At 67.4% G+C, this 25,154-nt stretch carries 27 protein-coding genes; 21 read left to right on the forward strand and 6 right to left on the reverse strand.

What is annotated here, in order from left to right; genetic code table 11:
* Positions 1-113: 113 nt before the first annotated feature.
* From pyrG to truD, 8 genes are all read left to right on the forward strand, one after another.
* Positions 114-1,772, forward strand: coding sequence for a CTP synthase (gene pyrG, locus ACORQU_RS15765; RefSeq protein ID WP_491642022.1), 1,659 nt, complete (start codon positions 114-116; stop codon positions 1,770-1,772).
* Entirely contained in the window at positions 1,769-2,608 is an 840-nt protein-coding gene (gene kdsA / locus ACORQU_RS15770) for a 3-deoxy-8-phosphooctulonate synthase (protein WP_491642023.1), read from the forward strand. The genes pyrG and kdsA overlap by 4 nt, the downstream gene beginning before the upstream one ends.
* Before the next feature lie 89 nt (positions 2,609-2,697).
* Positions 2,698-2,976, forward strand: coding sequence for a hypothetical protein (locus ACORQU_RS15775; protein ID WP_491642024.1), 279 nt, complete (start codon positions 2,698-2,700; stop codon positions 2,974-2,976).
* 4 nt (positions 2,977-2,980) lie between these two features.
* Positions 2,981-4,273 carry a phosphopyruvate hydratase gene (gene eno / locus ACORQU_RS15780; protein ID WP_491642025.1) on the forward strand — a complete coding sequence of 431 codons (1,293 nt, stop codon included), beginning with the start codon at positions 2,981-2,983 and terminating at the stop codon, positions 4,271-4,273.
* A 50-nt stretch (positions 4,274-4,323) separates the two neighbouring features.
* Positions 4,324-4,701 (forward strand): cell division protein FtsB, encoded by a 378-nt coding sequence (gene ftsB, locus ACORQU_RS15785; RefSeq protein ID WP_271646236.1) that lies wholly within the window; start codon positions 4,324-4,326, stop codon positions 4,699-4,701.
* On the forward strand, positions 4,701-5,399 hold the full coding sequence (gene ispD / locus ACORQU_RS15790) for a 2-C-methyl-D-erythritol 4-phosphate cytidylyltransferase (RefSeq protein ID WP_491642026.1): 699 nt from the start codon (positions 4,701-4,703) through the stop codon (positions 5,397-5,399). The genes ftsB and ispD overlap by 1 nt, the downstream gene beginning before the upstream one ends.
* Positions 5,400-5,410: 11 nt before the next feature.
* On the forward strand, positions 5,411-5,902 hold the full coding sequence (gene ispF / locus ACORQU_RS15795; protein WP_491642027.1) for a 2-C-methyl-D-erythritol 2,4-cyclodiphosphate synthase: 492 nt from the start codon (positions 5,411-5,413) through the stop codon (positions 5,900-5,902).
* 205 nt (positions 5,903-6,107) lie between these two features.
* On the forward strand, positions 6,108-7,151 hold the full coding sequence (gene truD, locus ACORQU_RS15800) for a tRNA pseudouridine(13) synthase TruD (protein ID WP_491642028.1): 1,044 nt from the start codon (positions 6,108-6,110) through the stop codon (positions 7,149-7,151).
* Between the two features lie 95 nt (positions 7,152-7,246).
* On the opposite strand, the gene ACORQU_RS15805 is transcribed toward truD, so the two are convergent.
* Complete coding sequence (locus tag ACORQU_RS15805) at positions 7,247-7,789, reverse strand: Smr/MutS family protein (RefSeq protein WP_271646228.1); 543 nt, start codon at positions 7,787-7,789, stop codon at positions 7,247-7,249.
* A 94-nt stretch (positions 7,790-7,883) separates the two neighbouring features.
* Here ACORQU_RS15805 and surE point away from each other — a divergent pair, with 94 nt between their 5' ends.
* From surE to ACORQU_RS15825, 4 genes are read left to right on the forward strand one after another with little or no spacing between them, the layout of a single operon-like run.
* Positions 7,884-8,663: a 5'/3'-nucleotidase SurE gene (gene surE / locus ACORQU_RS15810; RefSeq protein WP_271646226.1), complete on the forward strand. Its 780-nt coding sequence runs from the start codon at positions 7,884-7,886 to the stop codon at positions 8,661-8,663.
* The gene (locus ACORQU_RS15815) at positions 8,660-9,343 is read left to right on the forward strand and encodes a protein-L-isoaspartate(D-aspartate) O-methyltransferase (protein ID WP_491642030.1); all 684 of its coding nucleotides are present in this window, start codon (positions 8,660-8,662) and stop codon (positions 9,341-9,343) included. The genes surE and ACORQU_RS15815 overlap by 4 nt, the downstream gene beginning before the upstream one ends.
* Positions 9,343-9,957 (forward strand): YqaA family protein, encoded by a 615-nt coding sequence (locus ACORQU_RS15820; protein ID WP_271646223.1) that lies wholly within the window; start codon positions 9,343-9,345, stop codon positions 9,955-9,957. Before ACORQU_RS15815 ends, ACORQU_RS15820 begins: the two co-directional genes overlap by 1 nt.
* On the forward strand, positions 9,954-10,742 hold the full coding sequence (locus ACORQU_RS15825) for a peptidoglycan DD-metalloendopeptidase family protein (RefSeq protein ID WP_491642031.1): 789 nt from the start codon (positions 9,954-9,956) through the stop codon (positions 10,740-10,742). The genes ACORQU_RS15820 and ACORQU_RS15825 overlap by 4 nt, the downstream gene beginning before the upstream one ends.
* Positions 10,743-10,833: 91 nt before the next feature.
* Here the strand turns inward: ACORQU_RS15825 and ACORQU_RS15830 are convergent, their stop codons facing one another.
* The gene (locus ACORQU_RS15830) at positions 10,834-11,220 is read right to left on the reverse strand and encodes an Mth938-like domain-containing protein (protein WP_491642032.1); all 387 of its coding nucleotides are present in this window, start codon (positions 11,218-11,220) and stop codon (positions 10,834-10,836) included.
* 51 nt (positions 11,221-11,271) lie between these two features.
* Complete coding sequence (yhbY, locus tag ACORQU_RS15835; protein WP_271646220.1) at positions 11,272-11,577, reverse strand: ribosome assembly RNA-binding protein YhbY; 306 nt, start codon at positions 11,575-11,577, stop codon at positions 11,272-11,274.
* Between the two features lie 105 nt (positions 11,578-11,682).
* Between yhbY and rlmE the strand changes: the two genes are divergently transcribed.
* From rlmE to folP, 5 genes are all read left to right on the forward strand, one after another.
* On the forward strand, positions 11,683-12,315 hold the full coding sequence (gene rlmE / locus ACORQU_RS15840; protein WP_491642034.1) for a 23S rRNA (uridine(2552)-2'-O)-methyltransferase RlmE: 633 nt from the start codon (positions 11,683-11,685) through the stop codon (positions 12,313-12,315).
* Between the two features lie 72 nt (positions 12,316-12,387).
* The gene (gene ftsH, locus ACORQU_RS15845; RefSeq protein ID WP_271646216.1) at positions 12,388-14,331 is read left to right on the forward strand and encodes an ATP-dependent zinc metalloprotease FtsH; all 1,944 of its coding nucleotides are present in this window, start codon (positions 12,388-12,390) and stop codon (positions 14,329-14,331) included.
* A gap of 95 nt (positions 14,332-14,426) precedes the next feature.
* A complete protein-coding gene (locus ACORQU_RS15850; RefSeq protein WP_271646214.1) occupies positions 14,427-14,603 on the forward strand; it encodes a glycine zipper domain-containing protein in 177 nt (58 codons plus the stop codon).
* Between the two features lie 100 nt (positions 14,604-14,703).
* A complete protein-coding gene (locus ACORQU_RS15855) occupies positions 14,704-14,901 on the forward strand; it encodes a hypothetical protein (protein WP_271646213.1) in 198 nt (65 codons plus the stop codon).
* 41 nt (positions 14,902-14,942) lie between these two features.
* Positions 14,943-15,842 (forward strand): dihydropteroate synthase, encoded by a 900-nt coding sequence (gene folP / locus ACORQU_RS15860; protein WP_491642035.1) that lies wholly within the window; start codon positions 14,943-14,945, stop codon positions 15,840-15,842.
* Between the two features lie 4 nt (positions 15,843-15,846).
* On the opposite strand, the gene ACORQU_RS15865 is transcribed toward folP, so the two are convergent.
* The 3 genes from ACORQU_RS15865 to ACORQU_RS15875 all read right to left on the reverse strand — a co-directional run bounded on the left by ACORQU_RS15865 (position 15,847) and on the right by ACORQU_RS15875 (position 19,972).
* Positions 15,847-16,359: a gluconokinase gene (locus tag ACORQU_RS15865; RefSeq protein ID WP_271646211.1), complete on the reverse strand. Its 513-nt coding sequence runs from the start codon at positions 16,357-16,359 to the stop codon at positions 15,847-15,849.
* 68 nt (positions 16,360-16,427) lie between these two features.
* Positions 16,428-18,176, reverse strand: coding sequence for a glucose-6-phosphate dehydrogenase (gene zwf, locus ACORQU_RS15870; RefSeq protein ID WP_491642036.1), 1,749 nt, complete (start codon positions 18,174-18,176; stop codon positions 16,428-16,430).
* Positions 18,173-19,972 carry a glycoside hydrolase family 15 protein gene (locus ACORQU_RS15875; RefSeq protein WP_271646208.1) on the reverse strand — a complete coding sequence of 600 codons (1,800 nt, stop codon included), beginning with the start codon at positions 19,970-19,972 and terminating at the stop codon, positions 18,173-18,175. The genes zwf and ACORQU_RS15875 overlap by 4 nt, the downstream gene beginning before the upstream one ends.
* A gap of 253 nt (positions 19,973-20,225) precedes the next feature.
* Here ACORQU_RS15875 and hflK point away from each other — a divergent pair, with 253 nt between their 5' ends.
* The 4 genes from hflK to ACORQU_RS15895 all read left to right on the forward strand — a co-directional run bounded on the left by hflK (position 20,226) and on the right by ACORQU_RS15895 (position 25,149).
* Complete coding sequence (gene hflK, locus ACORQU_RS15880; protein ID WP_491642038.1) at positions 20,226-21,380, forward strand: FtsH protease activity modulator HflK; 1,155 nt, start codon at positions 20,226-20,228, stop codon at positions 21,378-21,380.
* Positions 21,381-22,244, forward strand: a complete 864-nt coding sequence (hflC, locus tag ACORQU_RS15885) for a protease modulator HflC (protein ID WP_491642039.1) — start codon at positions 21,381-21,383, stop codon at positions 22,242-22,244.
* 399 nt (positions 22,245-22,643) lie between these two features.
* Positions 22,644-23,936, forward strand: a complete 1,293-nt coding sequence (locus tag ACORQU_RS15890; protein ID WP_491642041.1) for an adenylosuccinate synthase — start codon at positions 22,644-22,646, stop codon at positions 23,934-23,936.
* Positions 23,937-24,351: 415 nt separating this feature from the next.
* Entirely contained in the window at positions 24,352-25,149 is a 798-nt protein-coding gene (locus tag ACORQU_RS15895; protein ID WP_491642042.1) for a hypothetical protein, read from the forward strand.
* The last annotated feature ends 5 nt before the right edge of the window (positions 25,150-25,154 follow it).

Here is a 25,154-nt window from a genome sequence, read left to right on the forward strand (position 1 = left end):
CGTGTGCGTTTGGGCCAGCCAACGTCTCGCGCCGCGGGACAGCCAGCGCCCGCCGCGTTTGGCCGCCAGCGCCGCTACCGCTAAACTATGGCTTTCCTGGAGCCCAAAGATCCATGACTCCCCTGATTTTCGTGACCGGCGGCGTGGTGTCCTCGCTGGGCAAGGGCATTGCCGCCGCGTCGCTGGCGTCGATTCTCGAAGCACGTGGCCTGAAGGTCACGATGATGAAGCTGGACCCCTACATCAACGTCGACCCGGGCACGATGAGCCCGTTCCAGCATGGTGAGGTCTACGTCACCGACGACGGCGCCGAGACCGACCTGGACCTGGGTCACTACGAGCGCTTCGTGCGCACGCGCCTGAGCCGCAAGAACTCGGTCACCACCGGGCGCATCTACGAAAACGTCATCCGCAAGGAGCGCCGCGGCGATTACCTGGGCGCGACCGTGCAGGTCATCCCGCACATCACCGACGAGATCAAGCGCAGCATCGACGAAGCCGCGTCAGGCTTCGACGTGGGCCTGATCGAGGTCGGCGGCACCGTGGGCGACATCGAGTCGCTGCCGTTCCTGGAGGCGATCCGCCAGATCCGTGCCGAGCGCGGCCAAGAGAAGGCCGTCTTCATGCACCTGACCCTGGTGCCGTACATCGCCGCGGCCGGCGAGTTGAAGACCAAGCCGACCCAGCATTCGGTCAAGGAACTGCGTTCGATCGGCATCCAGCCCGACGTGCTGCTGTGCCGCTCCGAGCAGGAGATCCCGGACGGCGAACGCCGCAAGATCTCGCTGTTCACCAACGTCTCCGAGCGCGCGGTGATCACCCTGCGCGACGTGGACGTGCTCTACAAGATTCCGCTGGGGCTGAAGGAGCAGGGCCTGGACCAGTTCGTGGTCGACCGCCTGCACCTGCCGGCCAAGCACGAAGCCGACCTGCACGAGTGGGAGGCGGCGGTCGATGCCACCGTCAATCCGCTCGATGAAGTCACCATCGCGGTGGTCGGCAAGTACGTGGACCACAAGGACGCCTACAAGTCGGTCGGCGAGGCGCTCAAGCACGGCGGCCTGCGCCAGCGCACCCGCGTCAACCTCAAGTGGATAGAGTCGCAGGACGTCGAGTCCGGTGCCGAAACCCTGGATGACGTGGACGGCATCCTGGTGCCCGGCGGGTTCGGCGATCGTGGATTCGAAGGCAAGGTGCTCACCGCCCAGTACGCCCGCGAGCACGGCGTGCCGTATTTCGGCATCTGCTATGGCATGCAGGCCGCGGTGGTCGACTACGCGCGCCACATCTGCGGCTTGGAAGGCGCCAACAGCACCGAGAACGACAAGCAGTCCCCACACCCGGTGATCGGCCTGATCACCGAGTGGCGCACCAGTTCGGGCGAGGTGGAAAAGCGCGACGAGCGTTCGGACCTGGGCGGCACCATGCGCCTGGGCCTGCAGGAGCAGCGCCTCAAGCCCGGCACCCTGGCGCGCGAGATGTACGGCCAGGACGTGGTGTCCGAGCGGCATCGTCATCGCTACGAGTTCAACAACCGCTATCGCACCCAGCTCGAAGACGCAGGCCTGGTCATCAGCGCCAAGTCCATGGACGACACGCTGGTGGAAATGGTCGAGCTGCCGCGCGACAAGCATCCCTGGTACCTGGCCTGCCAGGCGCATCCTGAATTCCTCTCGACCCCGCGCGAGGGCCACCCGTTGTTCGTCGGCTTCATCCGCGCCGCGCGTGAGCGCAAGGCCGGTGGCACGTTGCTCAAGGAGGCACGCGCATGAAACTGTGTGGATTCGAGGCTGGTATCGACCAGCCGTTGTTCCTGATCGCCGGGCCCTGCGTGATCGAGTCGATGCAGCTGCAGCTCGACGTCGCCGGCAAGCTCAAGGACATCACCTCCAGGCTGGGGATGAACTTCATCTTCAAGTCCAGCTTCGACAAGGCCAACCGGACCTCGGGCACGTCGTTCCGTGGGCCGGGCATGGAAGAGGGGCTCAAGGTCCTGGCCGAGGTCAAGCGTCAGATCGGCGTGCCGGTGCTGACCGACGTGCACGAGTACACCCCGATGAACGAGGTCGCCGACGTGGTCGACGTGCTGCAGACCCCGGCCTTCCTGGTGCGGCAGACGGATTTCATCAAGAACGTCTGCGCGGCCGGCAAGCCGGTGAACATCAAGAAGGGCCAGTTCCTCTCGCCGTGGGACATGAAGCCGGTCGTCGACAAGGCCAAGTCGACGGGCAACGAGCAGATCATGGTCTGCGAGCGCGGCGCGTCCTTCGGCTACAACAACCTGGTCAGCGACATGCGCTCGCTGTCGGTGATGCGCGAGACCGGCTGTCCTGTCGTGTTCGATGCCACCCACTCCGTGCAGCTGCCCGGCGGGCAGGGCACCAGCTCTGGCGGCCAGCGCGAGTTCGTGCCGGTGCTGGCGCGCGCGGCGGTGGCCGTGGGCGTGGCCGGCCTGTTCGCCGAAACCCACCCGGACCCGGCCAAGGCCTTGTCCGATGGTCCCAACGCCTGGCCGCTGGACAAGATGGAAGCGCTGCTGGAAACCCTGCTGGCGCTGGACTCGATCACCAAGAAGAACGGCTTCCTGGAAGACGGCGTCAAGGCCTGATGCCAGACGGCCAGCCTCCCGCGCGCGGATTCGCAGGCCTGGGCCACCGCCAGGGGGTGGCCTGCCTGCTTGTCCCGTTGGCAGGCGTGATGGTCGCCACCCACTGGCGCGTGCCAGACCTCCAGGAGCGTGTGTCCAGTGGCACGCTCGCCCCGGGCAAGGCCATCGAAACGGCAGCGGCTTCGACCAGCGGCTTCTTGCTGGTCTGCCTGGCATCCGCGCTGTTGGCCTGCACCCTCTACAATCGCGTCGCCCGGGAACGTGCACGTGGCCGCAACGCTGGCGCACGCGAGATGGCGTTCCTCACTTCACTCGGTCATCGCCTGACCGGCCCCCGACTTTCATCCGATCGAAAGAGCCAAGACTGATCCCATGACCAATATCGCCAAGATCCACGCCCGCGAAATCCTCGACTCCCGTGGTAATCCCACGCTGGAAGCGGAAGTCACGCTCACCGATGGTTCCTTCGGCCGTGCGGCCGTGCCCTCCGGTGCCTCCACCGGTGCCAAGGAAGCGGTGGAACTGCGTGACGGCGACAAGACCCGTTACCTGGGCAAGGGCGTGCGCAAGGCGGTGGAGAACATCAACACCACCATCGCCGATGCGCTGAAGGACTTCGACGCCGCCGACCAGGAAGGCCTGGACCGGCGCCTGATCGACCTGGATGGCACCGAGAACAAGGGCCGCCTGGGCGCCAACGCGCTGCTCGGTGTGTCCCTGGCCAACGCACACGCGGTGGCCGCCTCGAACCACAAGCCGCTGTGGAAGCACCTGGCCGACACCTGCGAATCGGATGTCTGCCTGCCGGTGCCGATGATGAACATCATCAACGGCGGTGCGCATGCCGACAACAACGTGGACTTCCAGGAGTTCATGGTCCTGCCGGTCGGCTTCGATTCGTTCTCCGAGTCGCTGCGCGCCGGCACCGAGATCTTCCACGCGCTCAAGAGCGTGCTCAAGGGCCATGGCCTGAGCACCGCGGTGGGCGATGAAGGCGGCTTCGCGCCGGATTTCCGCAGCAACGTCGAGGCGCTGGACACCATCCTGGAAGCCATCGGCAAGGCCGGCTACGCCGCGGGCGAGGACATCCTGCTGGGCCTGGACGTGGCCTCCAGCGAGTTCCACGACAACGGCAAGTACAACTTGGTGGGCGAGAACAAGCGCCTGACCTCCGAGCAGTTCGTCGACTTCCTGGCTGACTGGGCCGCCCAGTACCCGATCATCACCATCGAGGACGGCATGTCCGAGGACGACTGGACCGGCTGGAAGCAGCTGACCGATCGCATCGGCAACAAGGTCCAGCTGGTTGGCGACGATTTGTTCGTCACCAACCCGAAGATCTTCAAGGAAGGCATCGAGTCGCAGACCGCCAACGCCATCCTGATCAAGGTCAACCAGATCGGCACGCTGACCGAGACGCTGGAAGCCATCGCCATGGCCCACCATGCCAAGTACGCGGCGATCGTCTCCCATCGTTCCGGTGAGACCGAGGACACCACCATCGCCGACATCGCGGTGGCCACCACCGCCACCCAGATCAAGACCGGCTCGCTGTGCCGCTCGGACCGCGTGGCCAAGTACAACCAGCTGCTGCGCATCGAAGAAGCACTGGGCAAGCAGGCGCGTTACGCCGGGCGCAACGCGTTCGTTTCACTCAAGCGCTGAGCGCCGCGCCGTGCGTCCGAAGCGTGTGATCGCGGTGCGCGGGAGCTGACATGGCCAAGGTGCGTTGGCTGCTGCTGGGCTTGCTGGTGCTGCTGGCGGTGCTGCAATACCACCTGTGGTTCGGACGCGGCAGCTCCGGCCAGGTCATCACCATGCGCGCGCAGGTCGAAAGCCAGGCCCGCGAGAACGCGGGCCTGCGCCAGCGCAACGCGGCGCTGGCCGCCGAGGTCGAGGACCTCAAGTCGGGCGAGGAAGCCGTCGAGGAGCGCGCGCGCAGCGAGTTGGGCATGATCAAGCCGGGCGAGAAGTTCTATCGCGTGGTCGACGCCCCCGCTGGTGCGGGCAGCGCGGCCCCGGCGCCGGCCAGTGCGCCGGAGGCCTCCGATCCGGTCAACGATGACGACGCGGCCCGCGCGGAGGGCGATTGATGGGGGGGCTGTGGGTGGTCGTCCCCGCGGCCGGGCGCGGGACGCGCTTCGGCAGCGAGATTCCCAAGCAGTATCTGGAAGTCGGGGGCCAGTCCGTGCTGGCCTGGACCCTCTCCACACTGCTGGCCCATCCGCTGGTGGCCGGTGCGGTGGTCGCGCTGTCGGCCGATGACCCGTGGTGGCCGGGCTGGACGCAGTTCGGCGGCAAGCCGGTGCTGGCCTGCGTCGGCGGCGGGACCCGCGCGGCCTCCGTGCTGGCGGCGCTGCAGGTGTTGCCCGACGACGTACGCGCCGATGACTTCGTGCTGGTCCACGATGCCGCGCGGCCGAACCTGGCCGAGGCCGACCTGGAGCGCCTGATCGAGCGCGGGCGCGAAGATCCCGTCGGCGGGCTGCTCGCCGCGCCGGTGCGCGACACGCTCAAGCGTGCCGGCGATGACGGCGGCGTGGACGGCACCGAGCCGCGTGAGCGCCTGTGGCGGGCGCTCACTCCGCAGATGTTTCGGCGCCTGCAGCTCACCCGCGCGCTGGACGAGGCCGCCGGCGCCGGCATCGATGTCACCGACGAATCCATGGCCATGGAGCGCCAGGGCCTGCGTCCGCTGCTGGTGGAAGGCAGGGAAACCAATTTCAAGATCACCACGCCGGCCGACCTGGAGCGCTTTGCGTTCATCCTGTCGCTGCGCGTGGCCGCATAAGGAACTTCGAGATGTCAGTCCCGCAGATCCGCATCGGCCAGGGCTTCGATGTGCATGCCTTCGCCCCGGACGGCGATCACGTCATGCTGGGCGGCGTGCGTGTCGAGCACAGCCGCGGCGTGCTGGCGCACAGCGACGGCGACGTGGTCGTCCACGCGCTGTGCGATGCGCTCCTCGGGGCCCTGGCCCTGGGGGACATCGGTCGCCACTTCCCGCCGAGCGATCCACGCTGGAAAGACGTGGACAGCACCGAGTTCCTGCGCCATTGCGATGGCCTGGTGCGCGCACGCGGCTGGCTGGTCGGCAACGCCGATATCACCGTGATGTGCGAGCGACCCAAGGTCGGCCCGCACGCGCTGGCCATGTGCACGCATCTGGCGCAGGTCCTGGGCATCGATGCCGATGCCATGAGCGTCAAGGCCACCACCACCGAAAAGCTGGGCTTCACCGGGCGCGGTGAAGGCATCGCCGCGCAGGCCGTGGTGCTGCTGGTGCGGGCTTGATTCGACGGACGCATTGTTCGACGGACGCTTATTCAACGGACGCGCTGTAGCGCCGAGCGTGATCGGCTGAAGCTTTCCTCGGGAAGGCCCCGGCCGAGCAAGCTCGGCGCTACAGCCATCGGGCGAGCTCCGCCGGCATTACCGCGCAGGCTCCGGCCCGCACGCCCCAGCCGAGCAAGCTCGGCGCTACGAGAAGGCACACCACATGACCGAGACATCGTTGCTCCCCTTGGCCTTCGGGCCGGCGGTGCTGGAGGCGGTGTTCCGCAGCCGGCCGGAAGACTTCCAGGTCGATGAGATCGATGCGTTCGACGCCAGTGGCGAGGGCGAGCACCTGCTGCTGACCGTGCGCAAACGCGGCCTCAACACTGTCGAGGTGGCGCGCACGCTTGCGCGCTGGGCGGGCATCGGCGAGGTCGGCATCGGTTATGCCGGGCTCAAGGACCGGCATGCGGTGACCACTCAGCGTTTCAGCGTGCACCTGCCCAAGCGTGTGTCGCCGGACCTGGACGCGCTGGTGACGCCCAATCTGGAGGTCGCTGCCTCCACCTGGCACAGCCGCAAGCTGCCGCGCGGCGCGCTGGAGGGCAATCGCTTCACCCTGGTGTTGCGCCAGGTGCAGGGCGAGCGCGAGGCGATCGACGCGCGCCTGCAGGCCATCGCCGCGCGTGGCTTGCCCAACTGGTTTGGCGAGCAGCGCTTTGGTCGCGCCGGAGACAACGTCGCCCAGGCGCTGGCCATGTTCGAAGGACGCCGAGTCAAGCGCGAGCAACGCTCGATGCTGTTGTCGGCCGCGCGCTCGGAACTGTTCAATCGCGTCTTGTCGGCGCGCGTGACCGAGGGCAGCTGGGAACGCGGGCTGGACGGTGAGGTCTGGATGCTCGCCGGCAGCCGCAGTGTGTTCGGCCCTGAAGCCTGGAGCGACGCGCTGGCCGAACGGCTGGCGCGCTTCGATATCCATCCCAGTGGTCCGTTATGGGGAGAAGGTGAGCTGCGCACGCAGGACGCCTGTGCTGCCCTGGAGACACAGGTGCTCGCGCAGGGCGATGGGCCGGCGCTGCGTGCTGGCCTGGAGTCGGCCCGGTTGAAGCAGGAGCGTCGCGCTTTGCGCCAGCAGGCGGCCGACCTGCAGTGGTCGTGGCAGGATCCACAGACGCTGGAGCTGCGCTTCGAGCTGGTGCCCGGGAGCTATGCCACCGCGCTGCTGCACGAACTCGGCGCGGTGCGCGAGGCTAACCGGATCACCTGACGTCGCTGCCGTGTCCATTCAAAGCCTAGCGGGGCCACCGTCCCGCGCGGACTGTCGATATGGTGGCCGACGTTCGCTAACCCCAATGTTGGTGGTCAGGGGCGGGCGGCGAGCAGGACGATGACCGCGCCGGTGCCGCCCTGCGTCGGCAACGCGGAATGGAATGCCAGCACGTCATTGCGCTGGCGCAGCACGCGGTCCACAACGTTCTTCAGGACCGGGATATCGGCGTCCGAGCCCAACCCCTTGCCGTGCACGATGCGCACGCAGGCCGTGCCGCTGCGCTGGGCCTCGCGCAGGAACTGACGCAGCAGCGCCTCGGCCTGGCTGGCCGTGGCGCCGTGCAGGTCCAATTCGTCCTGAATCGAGAACTGGCCACGCTTGAGGCGGGTGAAGATGCTGGCGGGCAGGGCCTCGACCCGATGCGAGAGCACATCGCCGGCACCGATCGGCATGGCCTCCAGCGCCTGGCGGAACTCGCTCAGCGCGGCGCGCTCGTCGGCGCGCGCCATGCGGGCCGACGGACGTGGGCGCGGCTTGCTGGGCGGCGAGGGCGCAGCGTCCAGGCGCCGCACCTGGCCGATAGCCTCGCGGAACAGGCTGGCGTCGTCGTCGTCGTCGTCGCGCGGATCGCTCATGGCAGGCAGGTTACGTCGCATCGCGGCCCATGCAAGGGCGAAGCGTCCGGATCGATCCGGTATCATCGGACGCGCATCATTGAAGGAAGTTTGAGTGCGCGTACTTGTAAGCAACGATGACGGCGTCGACGCCCCCGGGATCCGCATGCTGGCCGAGGCGTTGCGCCAGGCCGGGCACGAAGTTTGGGTAGTGGCCCCCGACCGGGACCGTTCCGGCGCCAGCAACTCGCTCACGCTGGATCTGCCGATCCGCACCCGCCAGCTGGACGAGCGCACCATCCGCGTCAACGGCACCCCAACCGATTGCGTCCACCTGGCGCTGACCGGGATGCTGGATTTCGAGCCGGACATCGTGGTGTCCGGCATCAACAACGCGCCCAACCTGGGCGATGACGTGATCTATTCGGGCACGGTGTCGGCGGCGATGGAAGGACGCTTCCTCGGGTTTCCCGCAGTGGCCGTGTCGCTGGTGAGCCGTGACCATGCCCCCAAGCACTTCGAGACCGCCGCGCGCGCGGCGGTGCAGATCGTGGCCCGGCTCAAGGCCGATCCGCTGCCTGCCAACACCATCCTCAACGTCAACGTCCCGGACCGGCCCTGGTCCGAGGTCACCGGGTTCGAGGTCACGCGGCTCGGCAATCGCCATCGCTCCGAGCCCTGCCTGCCACAGCGCGATCCGCGCGGCGGCACCGTGTACTGGATCGGTCCGGCCGGGCCGGAACAGGATGCCGGCGTAGGGACCGATTTCCATGCGGTGCGCAGTGGCGCCATCTCCATCAGCCCTATCCATGTGGACCTGACCCGCTACCAGGCGCTGGAGACGGTCGCCGGCTGGGTCGACGGCCTGGCCGCGGACCTGGAGCCGGCGGCATGACCCCGCGCCTGCGCGTCCAACCGGCCGATGCGGCCGGATCGGGAATGACGTCCCAGCGCGTGCGCGATCGGTTGGCGCAGCGCCTGCGCGAGGCGGGCATCGTCGATGAGAACGTGCTCAACGCCATCCGCACCGTGCCACGGCACCTGTTCGTGGACGAAGCGCTGGCCACGCGCGCCTACGAGGACACCGCGCTGCCCATCGGCCACAGCCAGACCATTTCCCAGCCCTGGGTGGTGGCCCGCATGACCGAGGTGCTGCTGGCCGGACGTGCGCCCAGGACGGTGCTGGAAGTGGGGACCGGATCGGGCTACCAGGCGGCGATCCTGGCTTCGCTGGGACTGGACGTCTATACGGTCGAGCGGATCGGCGACCTGCTGCGCCTGGCGCGCAAGCGCCTGCGCCTGCTCGGCTTGAACGTGCGCAGCAAGCATGACGACGGACGGGTGGGCTGGCCGGAGCACGGTCCTTACGACGCGATCATGGTCACGGCCGCTGCACCGGCCCTGGTCCACGATCTGATCGATCAGCTTGCCCCGGGCGGCTGCCTGGTCGCGCCGGTGGGTGGCGCGTCCTCGCAGGCCCTGGTGCAGCTCACCAAGGATGCCGATGGCCACGTCCAGCAGACCACGCTGGCCCCGGTGATGTTCGTCCCCCTCCTGTCGGGAACCCTCGACTGATGCAGCTTTTCGGTCCTTTGTATGCCCGCGCGATCGCGTGGTCCCGCCATCGGCATGCGCCGCGTCTGCTGTTCGGGCTGAGCTTTATCGAGGCGATCTTCTTTCCTGTGCCGCCCGAGGTGATGCTGGCGCCGATGTCGCTGGCCCAGCCCCGGCGCGCGTTTTCCTTCGCCGGGATCAGCCTGGTCGGTTCACTGTTAGGTGCCTTGATCGGCTACGCGCTGGGTCATTACGCCTATGCGGCCGTGCAGCCATTGATCGACGCGCTGGGCTGGACCGATGGGGTCAACAAACAGGTGGCGCATCTGCGCGAACTGGTCGCCCAGTCGCCCTGGCGCGCGTTCTGGCTGCTGGTGCTGGCCGGCTTCACCCCGATCCCGCTGAAGATATTTACGTGGGCCTCAGGCATTGTGGGAGTGCCGCTGCTACCGTTCATCGCGAGCATGGTGGTGGGGCGCGGCAAGCGCGTGTTCCTGATCGCCCTGGCATTGCGCCTGGGTGGTGTGCGTGCGGAAGCGGCGTTGCGGCGCTGGATCGAACCGGTGGGCTGGATCGCCAGCGTCCTGCTCCTGGTGTTGTTGGCTTGGCTGGTCTGGAGTGCAAAGAACGGATGACGATTCGCATGGACCTGCTGGGGTCTTTCAGCAAGCGCACGACGCAAGTGGCGCTGGTCGCAGGTGCCTTGGCCCTGGCGGCCTGCAGTAGCACGGTCACGCGGACCTCGGGCGGCCCCGGGGGGCGCACGGTCGGCGGCAGCGCTGCGGCCCGCCCAGTGTCGAAGCCGAAGTACGGCCAGCGGGTCACGGTCCAGCGCGGGCAGACGCTATACCGCATCGCCACCGACAACGGGATCGTGCCGGCCGATCTGGCCGCCTGGAACGGCATCGCGCCGCCCTACACCATCTATCCGGGGCAGCGCCTGCAGCTGTATCCGCAAGGGGGCGCAGCGGCGCCTGCGGGGACGACCGCATCCCGTCCGCCCGTTGCTACGCCGCCTTCGACGCCGGCCGCCGCGCCGGTCAAGAGCGACATCAATTGGCGTTGGCCGGCCGATGGCCAGATCGTGGGTCGCTTCGTCGCCGGCGACGCCGCCAACCAGGGCGTGGATATCGCGGGCAAGGGCGGTGATCCGGTCCGTGCGACCGCTGACGGTGTGGTGGTCTACTCCGGGGCGGGGCTGGTGGGCTATGGCGAACTGATCATCGTCAAGCACAGCGAGGCCTGGTTGTCGGCCTATGGCCACAACCGCAAGCGGCTGGTCAACGAGGGCCAGAACGTCAAGGCCGGGCAGCAGATTGCCGAGATGGGGCGGAGCGGGGCTTCCCGCGACATGCTGCACTTCGAGATCCGCTACAACGGCAAGCCGGTCGATCCGCTGTCCTACCTGCCGCCTCGCTAGGCCGCGCCCTGGATTCGTCCGCCGCGCGCGAGCGGCGGCCCGTCATCCGGGTTGTGCGACTGCCCGTCTGAGGGCAGTTCCGCTGACTGGCCTACCGCGCCGCTTCCGTCCCCAGGATGAAGCCCGCCACCACGCGCCGACCTTCGCCTGCCAGGATGTGGAAGGTGCGGGCGGCGGCGTCGTTGGTCATCACTTCGATACCCACGCCGCGGGTCAGGCACGCCGCCATGGCTTCTGCGGGCGGAAACACCTGGCGGTCGCCGGTGCCGAGCAGGACCAGTTCCGGTTCCAGCGCCAGCAGGGGTTCCAGCGTCGCCGCATCCAGCGCCTCAGGCTGCGTGGCAGCCCAGTCGGTCTGCAGGTGCGCGGGGGTGAGGATGAAACTGCGCTGCAGCACCTGATCGTTGACCTTGGCGCTGCGCCCATCGGCGGCGCGCAGGGTGAAAGCGTAATCGGGTCTTTCGTGGCTGAGTTGCATGGAGGGGCTCCGTACGTCGGGCGCCGCTGCCGTCAGGAACGGCCGTGAGGATCAGGCGCGCGGCAGGACGATGGTGCGCTTGTCCTGGCTGGGGCGGTACAGCACGGCCACGTGGCCGATCTTCTGCACCACGGCGCACCCGGTGCGCTTTGAAATCTCGTCGATCATGGCGCCGCGGGCTTCACGATCCTCGGCGGCGACCTTCACCTTGACCAGCTCGTGGCGCTCGAGCACCTCGTCCAGTTCGGTGACAAATGCGTCAGTCAGGCCCTTGCCTCCCGTCTGCAGCAACGCCTTGAGCCCGTGGGCCTGCCCACGCAGGAAACGGTTCTGGGCAGCGGTAAGGACAACAGACATGCAGGATTTTCAGGGGAAGCCAAGGGGGTTAAGCGTATCATGGGCCGGACCCCTCCCGAGCTTTCGCGGGGCCGGCCACACGCCGTGCCGCCGTTATCCGTCCACATGGCCCAACGCAGCAAAAGCAGCCAGCGCTGGCTGAAGGAACATTTCTCCGATCCCTACGTCAAGAAGGCGCAGGCCGAGGGGCTGCGTTCGCGCGCGGCCTACAAGCTGGAGGAGCTGATCGAACGTGACCGGCTGCTCAAGCCGGGCATGGTCGTGGTCGACCTGGGGGCCGCGCCCGGCGGCTGGTCGCAGTACGTGCGCCAGGCCATGGGCGATCGCGGGAGAGTGGTGGCGATGGACATCCTGGACATGCCCTCGCTGGCCGGCGTGGAGTTTCTTCACGGAGACTTCAGGGAGCAGACCGTGTTATCGCAGTTGGAGGCGATGCTCGGTGGGCAGCCGGTCGACCTTGTGCTTTCTGACATGGCCCCCAATAAGAGCGGAGTGGACGCGGTCGATCAGCCGCGGATGATGCATCTGGCGGAGCTTGCGATGGAGTTCGCCGATGTGCATCTCCGGCCAGGAGGCGCGTTCCTGATCAAGCTGTTCCAAGGCGTGGGGTTCGACGACTACGTCCGCGACATGCGCCGGCGGTACGACCGGGTGGTGATCCGAAAGCCGGACGCCTCCCGCAAGCGCTCGCCGGAGGTCTACGCACTTGGGCAGGGTAAGCGGATCCAACCCAAGTAATGCCGGCTTCCGGGCCGGTTCGACAATTCGCGCTAATGTGGCAGTGCTAGAGGAATACCGAGGCCCATGAGGATGAATGACTTGACCAAAAATCTGCTGCTGTGGGTCGTGGTGGCGGTGGTGCTCATGGTGGTGTTCCAGAGCTTCTCCCCGCGCTCCGGTGGAGCGGGCCCGGGAAGCGGACAGGCCACCTACACCCAGTTCCTGCAGGAGGTGAACAACGGGCAGATCAGCTCGGTGGATTTCACCAACGACAGCGATCTGGTCACCAATGCGATCAGCTACAAGCGCAATGACGGCACCCAGGGCGTGGTCTACGGACCGCAGGACGAGGGTCTGATCAATGTGCTGATCAACAAGGGCGTGCAGATCACCCGTGAGAAGCCGGACAACGGCATCTCGCTGGGCATGATCCTGCTCAACTTCCTGCCGGTGTTGCTCATCATCGGTTTCTGGATCTTCATCATGCGCCAGATGCAGGGCGGTGGCGGCGGGGCCAAGGGCGCGATGTCCTTCGGCAAGTCGCGCGCCAAGCTGCAAGGCGAGGATCAGGTCAAGGTCAGCTTCGCTGACGTCGCCGGCTGCGACGAGGCCAAGGAAGAAGTCAGCGAACTGGTCGAATTCCTGCGCGACCCGACCAAGTTCCAGAAGGTCGGCGGCAAGATTCCGCGCGGCGTGCTGATGGTTGGCCAGCCGGGTACCGGCAAGACGCTGCTGGCCAAGGCCATCGCCGGCGAGGCCAAGGTGCCGTTCTTCTCGATCTCCGGTTCGGACTTCGTGGAGATGTTCGTGGGCGTTGGCGCCAGCCGCGTGCGCGACATGTTCGAGCAGGCCAAGAAGCACGCCCCCTGCATCATCTTCATCGACGAGATCGACGCGGTCGGCCGCCATCGCGGTGCCGGCTTGGGCGGCGGTCATGACGAGCGCGAGCAGACCCTCAACCAGCTGCTGGTCGAGATGGACGGCTTCGAGGGCGGTGAGGGCGTGATCATCATCGCCGCGACCAACCGTCCCGATGTGCTGGATCCGGCGCTGCTGCGCCCGGGTCGCTTCGACCGTCAGGTCGTGGTCGGCCTGCCCGATGTCAAGGGTCGCGAGCAGATCCTGAAGGTCCACATGCGCAAGCTGCCGCTGGCCGACGATGTCGAGCCGATGATCGTGGCGCGCGGCACGCCGGGCTTCTCCGGCGCGGACCTGGCCAACCTCTGCAACGAGGCGGCGCTGTTTGCCGCGCGCGGCAACGAGAAGGAAGTCCGCATGGACCACTTCGACCGGGCCCGCGACAAGATCCTGATGGGTGCCGAGCGCCGCTCGATGGCCATGAGCGAGGACGAGAAGACGTTGACCGCCTACCACGAGGCCGGCCACGCCATCGTCGGGCGCCTGGTGCCCGAGCACGACCCGGTCTACAAGGTCACCATCATTCCGCGTGGCCGCGCGCTGGGCGTGACCATGTACCTGCCCGAGGGCGACAAGTACAGCTACAACCGCACCGCGATCGAATCCCAGCTGTGCTCGCTCTACGGTGGCCGCGTGGCCGAGGAACTGATCTTCGGCACCGACAAGGTCACCACCGGTGCATCCAACGACATCGAGCGCGCCACCAAGATGGCCCGCAACATGGTCACCAAGTGGGGCCTGAGCGACGAGATGGGCCCGATCGCCTACGGCGAGGAGGAGGACGAGGTGTTCCTGGGTCGTTCGGTGACTCAGCACAAGAACGTCTCCGATGCCACCGCGCGCAAGATCGACGAGGTCGTGCGCGGGATCCTGGACAACGCCTACCAGCGCACGACCAAGATCCTCACCGACAACCTGGACAAGCTGCACACGATGTCCAAGCTGTTGCTGGAGTACGAGACCATCGACGTGCCGCAGATCGACGCCATCATGGAAGGCCGCGATCCGCCGCCGCCCATGGGTTGGGCCAAGACCGGCGGCAAGGACGACAACGGCGGTGGTCCCACGCCCAAGCGTCCGCTGCCTCCGATCGCCGGGCCGGCCGCGCAGACCTGACGGCCAAGCGGCAAGTGATCGACAAAAGGCCGGGATTTTCCCGGCCTTTTGTTTGTGTTGGTACCCGGTGCCTGCGCGCCGAGGAGGACGACCGGATGTTCAACAGCAGTGGGTGGAGCCTGGGCGTCGGCATTGCCCTGGGCGTGGCGATCGGAGCCGGCTTTGGCGCGGCGATGCATGACATGGGCACCGGGCTGGCAGTCGGCGTGGGCCTGGGCGCGGCCCTGGGGGCCTTCATGAGCAGCCAGAAGAAAAAGCGCCGCGGCGGTTGACCGGTCACACCCGGCGGTCACATTTCCCGGCGGGCTGTGTCTTTGCTCATGCAGGGCGTCCGGAGGGCAGCGCGCCGTCCCCCTGTACGAGGATCACGTCATGAAGTGCGATCGCAGGATCACCCCGCTGGTCATGGGAATTGGCATTGGTGCGGCGATGGGGGCCGCCACCGGCCAAATGGGGCTGTGGCTGGGCATGGGGGCAGGGCTCGGCGCCGCCATGATGTCGCTGCTGGCCGGGCGCGAAGTCGATTGCTTGCGGCGCAAGCGCGATCGACGCGGGCCGCCACAGGCCTGACGCGTATCATGCGCGCTCGTTGGATTGTCCCGGAGCGCGTCATGTTCGATACCTCACCGCAGTTGGACTGCAATGGCCGCATCCTGCGCCTGGACCGGCCGCGGGTGATGGGCATCATCAATGTCACGCCGGATTCGTTTTCCGATGGCGGTGCGCATGACACGTTGGAATCGGCCGTCGCCCATGGGCTGCAGCTGGCTGCCGAGGGGGCCGATGTCCTGGATATCGGGGGTGAGTCCACGCGCCCGGGTGCACAGGCCGTGCCGCTGGAAGAGGAGTTGCGTCGGGTGGTACCGGTGATCGAGCGCCTGGCGCGCGAAACCGCCCTGCCGATCAGCATCGACACCTTCAAGCCCGAGGTCATGCGTGCGGCCGTGGCCGCCGGGGCCGGGATGATCAACGACATCCGCGGGCTTCGCGAGGAGGGCGCGCTGGAGACCGCCGCGCAACTCGGCGTGCCGGTGGTACTGATGCACATGCTGGGGCAGCCGCAGTCCATGCAGGATGCGCCGGAATACGACGATGTCGTCGGCGACGTGCATCGATTCCTGGCCGAACGCATCTTCGCGGCCGAAATGAGCGGCATCCCGAAACGGAACATCGTGGTCGATCCCGGCTTTGGCTTCGGCAAGACCACCGCCCACAACATGGCCTTGCTGGCCCAGTTCGCGCGCTTCATCGAACTGGGGGTGCCGGTGCTGGCCGGGCTGTCGCGCAAGCGCAGCATCGGCGAACTGACCGGGCGCCAGGTGCCTGCCGAGCGGGTCGCCGGTTCGATCGCCGCGCACCTGGTGGCCGCCCAGCGCGGAGCCATGCTGCTGCGCGTGCACGACGTGGCGGCCACTGTGGATGCGCTCAAGGTGTGGGCGGCCGTCGATGCCGTGCCCGCGCCGCGCCGGGAGACGGCGGCGGCGCAGATCCGCTGGCCGGACGAGGACTGAGCGATCAGTCCAGGCGGGACAGCGCCTCGATCGCCTGGTCGGCGGTGTCCTGCGCCGAGTCCGAGGGCGCCACGCGCACGGCGCGCTCGTCCTCTCCGGGTGGCTCCAGGGTTTCCAGCTGGTCATCCAGCAGGCTGGCCGGCATGAAGTGCCCGCGACGGTGGGCAAGACGCTGCTCGAGCGTGTCGCGATCCACATCCAGCCACACAAACACGATCTGCGCGTCGGCCTGGCGCAACACGTCGCGATAGGCCCGCCGCAGCGCCGAGCACGACACCACCACGCCAACGCCCTGTGCGCGCTGGTCGCCGATCCAGTCGGCCACCTTGCGCAGCCAGGGCGCGCGGTCGGCGTCGTCCAGCGGGATGCCGGCGCGCATCTTCTCCACATTGGCGGCCGGGTGCAGGTCGTCGGCGTCGAGCACCCGGTAATCGAGCTCGGCACCCAGCAGATTGGCGATCGTGGTCTTGCCCGATGCCGAGACCCCCATCACCACCACGCTTTTCGCCGCTTTCATGCAGTGTCCTGGCGCATAAGTGAAGTGATCAGGCTAGGGCGCCGGCACCGTCGCTGTCGAGGCCCGGGTCACGACTTCGCGCGGCCGGACTTGGTCGCGGACGCGCGTTTGGCGCGCTTTGCGGGTGTCTTTGTGGCGCTGGATTGTTTGGTGGCGGGCGCCTTGGCGGCCTTGGCGGCTTTCTTGGCGGCCGTCTTCTTGGCGCCGGCCTTGGCGCGGCCTGCTTCGGCCGCCAGGCGCCGCGCCCGTTGCGGCGGACGCGTGCGGCCCGGGGTCAGGGCTCGCCAGGTGCGACCGCCATCGAGCGCCAGCAGCGCGTCGCTGGCAGTCGGACCGGCGCTGCCGGCGGCGTAGTTGGGGAACTCGCTGGCCGGTTGCTTGGCCCAGGCGTCCAGCACCGGCTGCACGATGCGCCAGGCCGCGTCGACCATGGTGGCGTCCTGAAACAACGCCGCCTCGCCGCGCATGCAGTCGTGCAGCAGGCGCTCGTAGCCCACCGTGTTCTGCTGTGGAAACCAGTCGCGATAACGGAAGTCCATCCGCACCGGCGCCAGCGCCACCGGATAGCCCGGGCGCTTGACGTCGAACTGCAGCGAGATCCCCTCGTCGGGCTGGATGTGCAGCACCAGCCAATCCGGCCCGTAGCCGCCCACCGCCGTATGCCGGAACGGCGCCAGCGGGGCGGGCTTGAAGCGGATCGCTACCTCGGTGGTGCGCGTGCGCAAGCGTTTGCCCGTGCGCAGGTAGAAGGGCACGCCGGCCCAGCGCCAAGTGTCGATGGCCAGCTTCATCGCCACGTAGGTCTCGGTCTCGGACGTGGACGAGGTGGTGTCTTCATCGCGGTAGGCCGGCACTGCCTGACCGTTGACCGTGCCGGCGGCGTACTGGCCGCGCACCACGTCCTCGGGCGCCAGTGGGCGCACGGCCTCGATCACTTCAGAGCGCCTGCGCAGCATGGCCTTGGGCGTGAAGTCGGCCGGTGGCTCCATGGCGACCATGGCCAACAGCTGGAACAGGTGGTTGGGTACCATGTCGCGCAGGGCGCCGGTGGGCTCGTAAAAGCCGCCGCGCCCCTCCACGCCAATGGTTTCCGAAGCGGTGATCTGGACGTGGTCGATGCGGTCGCGGTTCCACACCGGTTCGAACAGGCCGTTGGCGAAGCGGAACGCCTGGATGTTCTGCACCGTCTCCTTGCCCAGGAAGTGGTCGATGCGGAACACTTGGTCCTCGGACAGGACCTTGGCGACCTGCGTGTTGAGCGCGCGCGCGCTTTCCAGGTCATGGCCGAAGGGCTTCTCGATGATCACCCGGCGCCAGGGGCCGGCGTCGTCCTGCTTGACCATGCCGGCGCGGCCCAGCTCCTTGACCGCCGTGCCAAAGAAGCGCGGCGCGGTCGCCAGGTAGAACAGCGCATTGCCCTGGGTGCCGTGCTTGCGGTCCAGTTCGGCCAGCCGCTCCTTGAGCGCGCGATAGTCGGCGGTCGAGGTGAAGTCCCCGCGCTGGTAATACATGCGCCGGCTCAGCCAGCGCCAGGTGTCCTCGTCGATCCCCGGCGCACTGAATTCGGTGCCGGTGGCGGAGGCCTGCGCACGCAGGGCGTTGCCGATGTTGCGCCGCCAGGCGCTTTCGCCGATCTCGCCATGGTCGAAGCCCAGGATGGCGAAATGCTCGTCCAATTGCCCGGCGCGGCGCAGGTTGTACAAGGCCGGGATCACCAGCCGTCTCGCCAGATCGCCGCGCGCGCCGAACAGGACCAGCACGCAGGGTGGCGCCAGTGCGCCGGTGTCGGTCACGCCGGGGGAAGTCGTATCGGTCATGGATGTACCTCTGCGCTGGTGCGCCTGGTGTTGTCTGCGTCGTTGAGGCGATAGGCCGCGTTGACCAGCGCCACGTGCGAATAGCCCTGCGGGAAGTTGCCCAGCATGCGTTTGGTCTGCGGGTCGTATTCCTCGGCCAGCAGCCCCACGTCGTTGCACAGGCCGTGCAGGTTGTCGTAGAGCGTGGTGGCCTCGTCGAGGCGCCCGATCATCACCAGCGCCTCCACGAGCCAGAAGCTGCAGGCCAGGAAGGTGCCTTCGCCGGGCGGCAGGCCATCGGCGCTGCCGTGCGTGGAGTAGCGCTGGACCAGCCCGTCGACGGTCAGGCGCGCCTGGATGGCTTCCACCGTGGCGATCAAACGCGGATCGTCCCCGGGCAGAAAGCCGATCAGCGGCATCAGCAGCAGGGCGGCATCGAGTTCCTCGCTGTCATAGCTCTGCACGAAGTAGCCATCGCGATGCAGGCCGCGTTCGAGGATTTCGGCGTGCACTGCCTCGGCCTGCGCGGCCCAGCGGGCGCGATCTTCATCGCTGAAGCCGCTTTCATCGTTGTCCGAGGCCAGGTGGAAAGCCAGCCACGCCATCATCTTGGAATGGGTGAAATGGCGCCGACCGGAGCGTACCTCCCAGATGCCTTCGTCCGGGTCGTGCCAGCGCTTTTCCAGCTCCAGCAGGAAGGCGCGTTCCAGCTCGTTGCCGTAATCACCGGCGGGCATGCCCCGCATGCGCGCCACTTCGAACAGGCTGATCAGCTCGCCGTAGACGTCCAGCTGGAACTGGCGCGCGGCCGCGTTGCCGAAATTGACCGGGCGCGAATCCTCGTAGCCGGGCAGCCAGTCTGCCGACCATTCTTCCAGCCTGCGCACGCCATCGACGCTGTAGAGCGCCTGCAACTGGTCTGGCGTCCCGGCGACCGCGCGCTTGACCCAGTCACGGAACGCGCCGGCTTCCTCGCGAAACCCCGCATTCATCAGTGCCAGCAGGACGAAGGCGCTGTCGCGCAACCAGCAGTAGCGATAGTCCCAGTTGCGCTCGCCACCGATCTGCTCGGGCAACGAGGCGGTGGGCGCCGCGATGATCGCGCCGGTGGGCAGATAGCTCAGGCCCTTGAGCACCACCAGCGAGCGCTTGACCTGCTCGCTCCAGCGCCCGGCCTGCGCGCAGGCGCCTGACCATTCCTCCCAGAACGACAGCGTCGTGGACAAGGCTTCTTCGGGGTCCACCGACGGTGGCGCCTCCAGGTGCGAAGGCCCGTGGCTGAGCACGAACCAGGTCGATTCGCCTTCGCCCAGTGTGAACTGCGCGGTGGAGGTCATGTCCTGGCCTTCCATTTCCAGCGGTGTGCGCAGCACCAGCTGGTCCGGTCCGGCGACCGCGCGCAGGCCATCGGCGTCCTGGGTCACCCAGGGCACGATGCGTCCATGCCCGAAGCGCATGACCAGCTCGGTCTTCATCGGCACCCGGCCACGCACGCCACACACGCGGCGGATCAGGTGGCTGTGGGTATGCCCGTCGTGGCTGGCGACCATGAAGTCCTGCAGCCGGACCGCGCCTTCCTCGGTTTCGAACGTCGTTTCCAGGACCAGGCTGCCGTCCAGGTAGCGCCGCGAACTTCGCGATGGCACGTCCGGGCACAGCAGCCAGCGGCCGTGTTCGGGCGTGCCCAGCAGTGCGGCGAACACCGCGTCGGAATCAAAGCGTGGCAGGCAGAGCCAGTCGATGGAGCCATTGCGGCAGACCAGTGCGGCACTGCGGCAATCGCCCAGCATTGCGTAATCCTCGATCGGGGTCGACATGGAGGCGTTCCGTTGAAAACGTTCTAGTGGTACCAGCATTCATGTCATTCCCGCGTGGTCTGCCGATGTCGGGCAGCCGCTGGGGTTCAGGCCCCGGACGCGCCGTCAACACCCGATGGTCCCCCTTGTGCGCCGGCCTGCGGGACGCCATGACAGGGGTGTCAGCCGGCATCCCCGCGGCGACCTTGTAGAATCGTGCGGCGCTGCGCCCCGGTCACCCGGCGGCGCTTGCACCCATCAAAGCGGAGTTGGCATGGCCTGGAACACCCCTGGTAGCGGTTCGGGAGACAACGGTAGCGGCGGTCGTGGGCCGGGCAGAGGACGCAACGGCTGGAAGCCCGGCGGCGCGGACAACCTGCTTTCGCAACTGCGCGGGTTCTTTTCCGGTGGTGGTGGATCGCTGCGCTGGATCGGGCTGGTGGTGCTGTTGATCGTGGCGTTCAGCAGCTTCCAGCTGGTCGGCGAGCAGGAGCGCGGCGTGGTCCTGCGCTTTGGCCAGTTCGCCCGCATCATGCAGCCGGGCCCCAACTTCAAGTGGCCCTGGCCCATCGAAAGCGTGCGCAACGTGCAGGTCACCACCATCGGCACCTTCAGCAACACCCTGCCGGTGCTGACCAGTGACGAGAACATCGTCAGCGTCAGCTTCAACGTGCAGTACCGCATCAGCGATCCGCGCCAGTACCTCTATGGCACGCAGGATGCCGATCAGGTGCTGCAGCAGGCTGCGCAGAGCGCGGTGCGCGAGCAGGTCGGCCGGGCCACGCTGGAAGACGTGCTCAACAAGCGCGGCCCGCTGTCCACCGCGGCCAAGGTGCGCCTGCAGGCCGCACTGGATGCCTATCACGCCGGCATGACCGTCACCGACCTGACCCTGCCCAATGCGCGTCCGCCGGACGAGGTCAAGGCCGCCTTCGACGACGTCAACAGTGCCCAGCAAAGCCGCGAGCGTCTGGTCAACGAGGCACAGGCCTACGCCGCGCGCGTGGTGCCCGAGGCGCGCGGCGAAGCCGCCCGCACCCGCACCGCCGCCGAGGGCTACAAGGAGGCCTCCATCGCCAAGGCCCAGGGTGACGCCGCCCGCTTCACCCTGTTGCAGCAGCAGTACGCCAGCGCGCCGGAAACCACCCGCAAGCGGTTGTGGCTGGAGACGGTGGAAGACGTGCTGTCGCACAACCGCAAGGTCGTCGGCGGCGATGGTCGCCAGCTGATCTACGTGCCGATGCAGCAAGGGGCGCAGAACGGTGGCCCGCTGCCGCCGACGTCCAGCCTGCCGCGCCTGTCGCCCGAGACCTTGCTCCAGTCCTCGGACGGCTCGGGGAGCAGCAGCAGTGGCAGCAGCAGTGCGTCGTCCTCATCCAGCGATAGCCAGCGTCCGCCTCGACCCACTGGCCGTCCGGAGGGCCGCTGAATGAAGACTTCCCTGATCGTGGCCGTGATCGTGGCCATCCTGCTGGCGCTGATGGGCTCGGTGTTCGTCGTGCGCGAGGACCAGACCGCCATGGTGCTTAACCTGGGCCGCGTGGTGCGGGCCGACGTCAAGCCGGGCCTGCACTTCAAGCTGCCCATCGTGGAGACCGCGCGGGTGTTCGACCGCCGCTTCCAGATCTTGGAGACCGCGCCGGAGCGTTACTTCACCTCCGAGCAGAAGGACGTGTCGGTCGACTTCTTCGCCATCGGCTACATCTCCGACGTGCGCGCCTACTACCGCGCCACCGGCGGCGACCAGCGCAACGCCAATACGCGCCTGACCCCGATCATCACCAACTCCCTGCGCAACGAGATCAACTCGCGCACGCTGACCCAGCTGGTGTCCGGTGACCGCAGTGAGATCATCGCCGGGCAGCTGAAGGCCATCAACGCGGCGATCAAGAACCTGGGCATGCAGCTGGTGGACATCCGCCTCAAGCAGATCGACCTGCCGCAGGACAGCAAGGTGCTGGGCGAGGTCTACGACCGCATGCGCGCCCAGCGCCTGCAGGTCGCCAGCGCGCTGCGCGCCGAAGGCGAGGAGCAGGCCCGCACCATCAAGGCCGAGGCCGACCGCCAGCAGGTGGTGATCGCCGCCGAGGCCGAGCGCGATGCGCAGCGCCTGCGCGGCGAAGGCGATGCCGAGGCCGCACAGGTCTATGCCAAGGCCAATGGCGCCGATCCGGCGTTCTATGCCTTCTACCGCAGCCTGGAGGCCTACCGGAACGCCTTCGCCGATGGCAACGCGGTGGTGGTGCTGGACAAGAACGACCCCTTCCTCCAGTACCTCAAGTCCGACCGCTGACCCGCCGCCCATGTAGAGCGGAGCTCGCTCCGCTGCCCCTCGCGACCGGCCCCAAACCGCCCCCTTGTAGTGCGGAGCTAGCTCCGCTGTCTTTTGTTCCCGCTGCCTTTCGCTCCGCTGCGGCCCGGCCCCAACCGCTCCGCTGCCTTTCACGATCGCGGCCCCCCGGCCACCACCCGTTCATCCCGGTGGTGGCCCCCGTCACCAAAAACCCGGATAATTCTCGAAAGCCGGACGGCCGCTCGTGATCGAGCCAAGCCCTCCGGCTTTTTCCGTGTCTGGGCACGGCCGCAACGCGTGGGGCGCCCCGATGGCACCCCGGTCAACGCGCCAGGGTCGTCCCTTGCACGGCCCAAGTCCGCGGCCCCGATGGCCGCAACAAAAACAGGAGTACCCGTCATGGGTCAGTCAGTGGTGGTGTTGGGCGCCCAGTGGGGCGATGAAGGCAAGGGCAAGATCGTCGATCTGCTCACCGAGGAGATCGGCGCGGTCGTGCGCTTCCAGGGCGGCCACAACGCCGGCCATACCTTGGTCATCAACGGCAAGAAGACCGTCCTGCACCTCATCCCCTCCGGCATCCTGCGCGACGACGCGCTGTGCCTGATCGGCAATGGCGTGGTCATCAGCCCGGCCGCCCTGATCAAGGAGATCGAGGAGCTGGAGACGGCTGGCGTGGAAGTGCGCAGCCGTCTGAAGATCTCCCCGGCCGCCCCGCTGATCATGCCGTACCACATCGCCCTGGATCAGGCCCGCGAAAAGGCCGCCGGCGGCAAGGCCATCGGCACCACCGGCCGCGGCATCGGCCCGGCCTACGAGGACAAGGTGGCGCGCCGCGGCATCCGCATCGCCGACCTGCATTACCCCAAGCAGCTCGAAGAACTGCTGCGTACCGCGCTGGACTACCACAACTTCGTGCTGACCAAGTACCTGGGCGTGGAAGCGGTGGACTTCCAGAAGACCTACGACGAGGCGCTGGCCTTTGGCGAATACGTGCAGCCGATGAAGTCCGACGTGGCCGGCATCTGCCATGACCTGCGCAAGCAGGGCAAGCGCGTGCTGTTCGAAGGCGCCCAGGGCGCGCTGCTGGACATCGACCACGGCACCTATCCCTACGTCACCAGCTCCAACACCACCGTCGGTGGCGCGCTGGCCGGCACCGGCGTGGGCGCCGATTCGATCGACTACGTGCTGGGCATCGCCAAGGCCTACGCCACCCGCGTGGGCGGCGGTCCGTTCCCGACCGAGCTGGACGACGAGATCGGGCAGGGCATCCGCGACCGCGGTGCCGAATACGGCGCCTCCACCGGCCGCCCGCGCCGCTGCGGCTGGATGGACATCGTCGCCCTCAAGCGCGCTGTGGCCATCAACGGCATCTCCGGCCTGTGCATCACCAAGCTGGACGTGCTGGACGGCATGGAGAAGCTGAAGGTCTGCATCGCCTACGAATACCGCGGCAAGCGCACCGAGTACGCCCCGCTGGACGCGCAAGGCTGGGAAGAGTGCACCCCGGTGTACCTGGAGTTCCCCGGCTGGAGCGAGAACACCCACGGCATCACCCAGTGGGACGACCTGCCCGCCGCCGCCCGCGCCTACCTGCGTGCCCTGGAAGAACTGGCCGGCTGCCCGATCAGCATCGTCTCCACCGGCCCGGACCGCGACCACACCATGGTGCTGCAGGATCCGTTTGCCTGATCCATGCGTGCGGCCCTGGCCTGATGTTCTCTCCCGCGTGTGGGAGAGGCAGGGAAGGGCGGTTGAAACGGAAGGGCCCGGCGCAAGTCGGGCCTTTTTGTTATTCCGTCGGACGCTTGGGTGTGCAGCGGCGATTGCGCGGAGCGCGTTGCCTGAGCCGCCCACTGTTCGCTCATCTCGCCCAATGGTGGGGCGCCTCACGATTGTCTGTGGCGTCTTTCATCCCATCGCGACGCACCCATCCGCCAAGCCCCGGCTGGTGGCACGAGAAATCTACGAAAGTGATGGATGTCCCAGCCCTGGGCTGTACAGGCGGCCATGGCAAACGGATATGCTTCGGGGACTCGCCAACCCATATGATCGCGGTGTTGCCGTGTGATGAGGTTGTCACCCAGGAGTCGCCATGGAGTCAGGCATGAGGGCATTCTTTAAGGGCAAGGGTCTTCTGCGCTGTTCAATTGCTTGGAGTGCGCTTTGCACGGGATTGGTGGTCATGTCCGCCTGTTCAGGCCAGACGCCCGCGCCAGCCTCGGAAGCGCGGACTGCGGCCCAGCCCGCGCTAGCGCCCGGTCACTACGTGACGGAAAAGGGGTGGGGACACCTGGACATCGTTCCTTCCGGTAATGGGCTCCGGTTCGCGCTGGAGACGGTGACCGGTGAGGACACCTGTTCGTTGCAAGGTGACATCGCCGGTGACCGCGGTACGGCTGCACCGGAGCAGGGTGAAGCGCCCTGTGTGGTGCGCTTCAAGGCAGGCGCTGGTGGGGGCATCGGCGTTGCGCCTGTCACCGCCTCCCAGTGCAAGACTTTCTGCGGATACAACGGTGGCTTCGAAGGCGAATATTTGCCCGTTCCTGCCGCTTGTAGGGATGCGGGCCTGAATGCGGCGCGTCAGCAATTCAAGCGTCTTTACGACGCGAAGCAGTACAGACCGGCACTGGAGGCGTTGTCGCCGGTGTTCGCCAACTGCCTGCCGACCCTGACCTGGGAGCAGGAAGGGCAGCTGCGCAACGACCTGGCGCTTACCCAGCATCACAACGGCATGGACCGGCAGTGCCTGGCGACGCTTGCGCCATACGCAGAGGATGCCGCCAAGGACGATGATGCAGTGATGGACGCTTGGCCGCCGGCGCAAGTGGACCGCTATCTGAGCATCGTGCGCTCAGCCAGGACCAACCTCCATCTGTGCCAGAAGGGTTCCGGTGTCCAGTAATCAAT

It is taken from the genome of Pseudoxanthomonas sp. JC1303, from assembly GCF_058448525.1.

Coding starts and splice junctions, on each gene's coding strand:
- pyrG (WP_491642022.1), top strand. CDS start 114: ATGACTCCCCTGATTTTCGTGACCGGCGGCGTGGTGTCCTCGCTGGGC.
- kdsA (WP_491642023.1), top strand. CDS start 1,769: ATGAAACTGTGTGGATTCGAGGCTGGTATCGACCAGCCGTTGTTCCTG.
- ACORQU_RS15775 (WP_491642024.1), top strand. CDS start 2,698: ATGGTCGCCACCCACTGGCGCGTGCCAGACCTCCAGGAGCGTGTGTCC.
- eno (WP_491642025.1), top strand. CDS start 2,981: ATGACCAATATCGCCAAGATCCACGCCCGCGAAATCCTCGACTCCCGT.
- ftsB (WP_271646236.1), top strand. CDS start 4,324: ATGGCCAAGGTGCGTTGGCTGCTGCTGGGCTTGCTGGTGCTGCTGGCG.
- ispD (WP_491642026.1), top strand. CDS start 4,701: ATGGGGGGGCTGTGGGTGGTCGTCCCCGCGGCCGGGCGCGGGACGCGC.
- ispF (WP_491642027.1), top strand. CDS start 5,411: ATGTCAGTCCCGCAGATCCGCATCGGCCAGGGCTTCGATGTGCATGCC.
- truD (WP_491642028.1), top strand. CDS start 6,108: ATGACCGAGACATCGTTGCTCCCCTTGGCCTTCGGGCCGGCGGTGCTG.
- ACORQU_RS15805 (WP_271646228.1), bottom strand. CDS start 7,789: ATGAGCGATCCGCGCGACGACGACGACGACGACGCCAGCCTGTTCCGC.
- ACORQU_RS15815 (WP_491642030.1), top strand. CDS start 8,660: ATGACCCCGCGCCTGCGCGTCCAACCGGCCGATGCGGCCGGATCGGGA.
- ACORQU_RS15820 (WP_271646223.1), top strand. CDS start 9,343: ATGCAGCTTTTCGGTCCTTTGTATGCCCGCGCGATCGCGTGGTCCCGC.
- ACORQU_RS15825 (WP_491642031.1), top strand. CDS start 9,954: ATGACGATTCGCATGGACCTGCTGGGGTCTTTCAGCAAGCGCACGACG.
- ACORQU_RS15830 (WP_491642032.1), bottom strand. CDS start 11,220: ATGCAACTCAGCCACGAAAGACCCGATTACGCTTTCACCCTGCGCGCC.
- yhbY (WP_271646220.1), bottom strand. CDS start 11,577: ATGTCTGTTGTCCTTACCGCTGCCCAGAACCGTTTCCTGCGTGGGCAG.
- rlmE (WP_491642034.1), top strand. CDS start 11,683: ATGGCCCAACGCAGCAAAAGCAGCCAGCGCTGGCTGAAGGAACATTTC.
- ftsH (WP_271646216.1), top strand. CDS start 12,388: ATGAATGACTTGACCAAAAATCTGCTGCTGTGGGTCGTGGTGGCGGTG.
- ACORQU_RS15850 (WP_271646214.1), top strand. CDS start 14,427: ATGTTCAACAGCAGTGGGTGGAGCCTGGGCGTCGGCATTGCCCTGGGC.
- ACORQU_RS15855 (WP_271646213.1), top strand. CDS start 14,704: ATGAAGTGCGATCGCAGGATCACCCCGCTGGTCATGGGAATTGGCATT.
- folP (WP_491642035.1), top strand. CDS start 14,943: ATGTTCGATACCTCACCGCAGTTGGACTGCAATGGCCGCATCCTGCGC.
- ACORQU_RS15865 (WP_271646211.1), bottom strand. CDS start 16,359: ATGAAAGCGGCGAAAAGCGTGGTGGTGATGGGGGTCTCGGCATCGGGC.
- zwf (WP_491642036.1), bottom strand. CDS start 18,176: ATGACCGATACGACTTCCCCCGGCGTGACCGACACCGGCGCACTGGCG.
- ACORQU_RS15875 (WP_271646208.1), bottom strand. CDS start 19,972: ATGTCGACCCCGATCGAGGATTACGCAATGCTGGGCGATTGCCGCAGT.
- hflK (WP_491642038.1), top strand. CDS start 20,226: ATGGCCTGGAACACCCCTGGTAGCGGTTCGGGAGACAACGGTAGCGGC.
- hflC (WP_491642039.1), top strand. CDS start 21,381: ATGAAGACTTCCCTGATCGTGGCCGTGATCGTGGCCATCCTGCTGGCG.
- ACORQU_RS15890 (WP_491642041.1), top strand. CDS start 22,644: ATGGGTCAGTCAGTGGTGGTGTTGGGCGCCCAGTGGGGCGATGAAGGC.
- ACORQU_RS15895 (WP_491642042.1), top strand. CDS start 24,352: ATGAGGGCATTCTTTAAGGGCAAGGGTCTTCTGCGCTGTTCAATTGCT.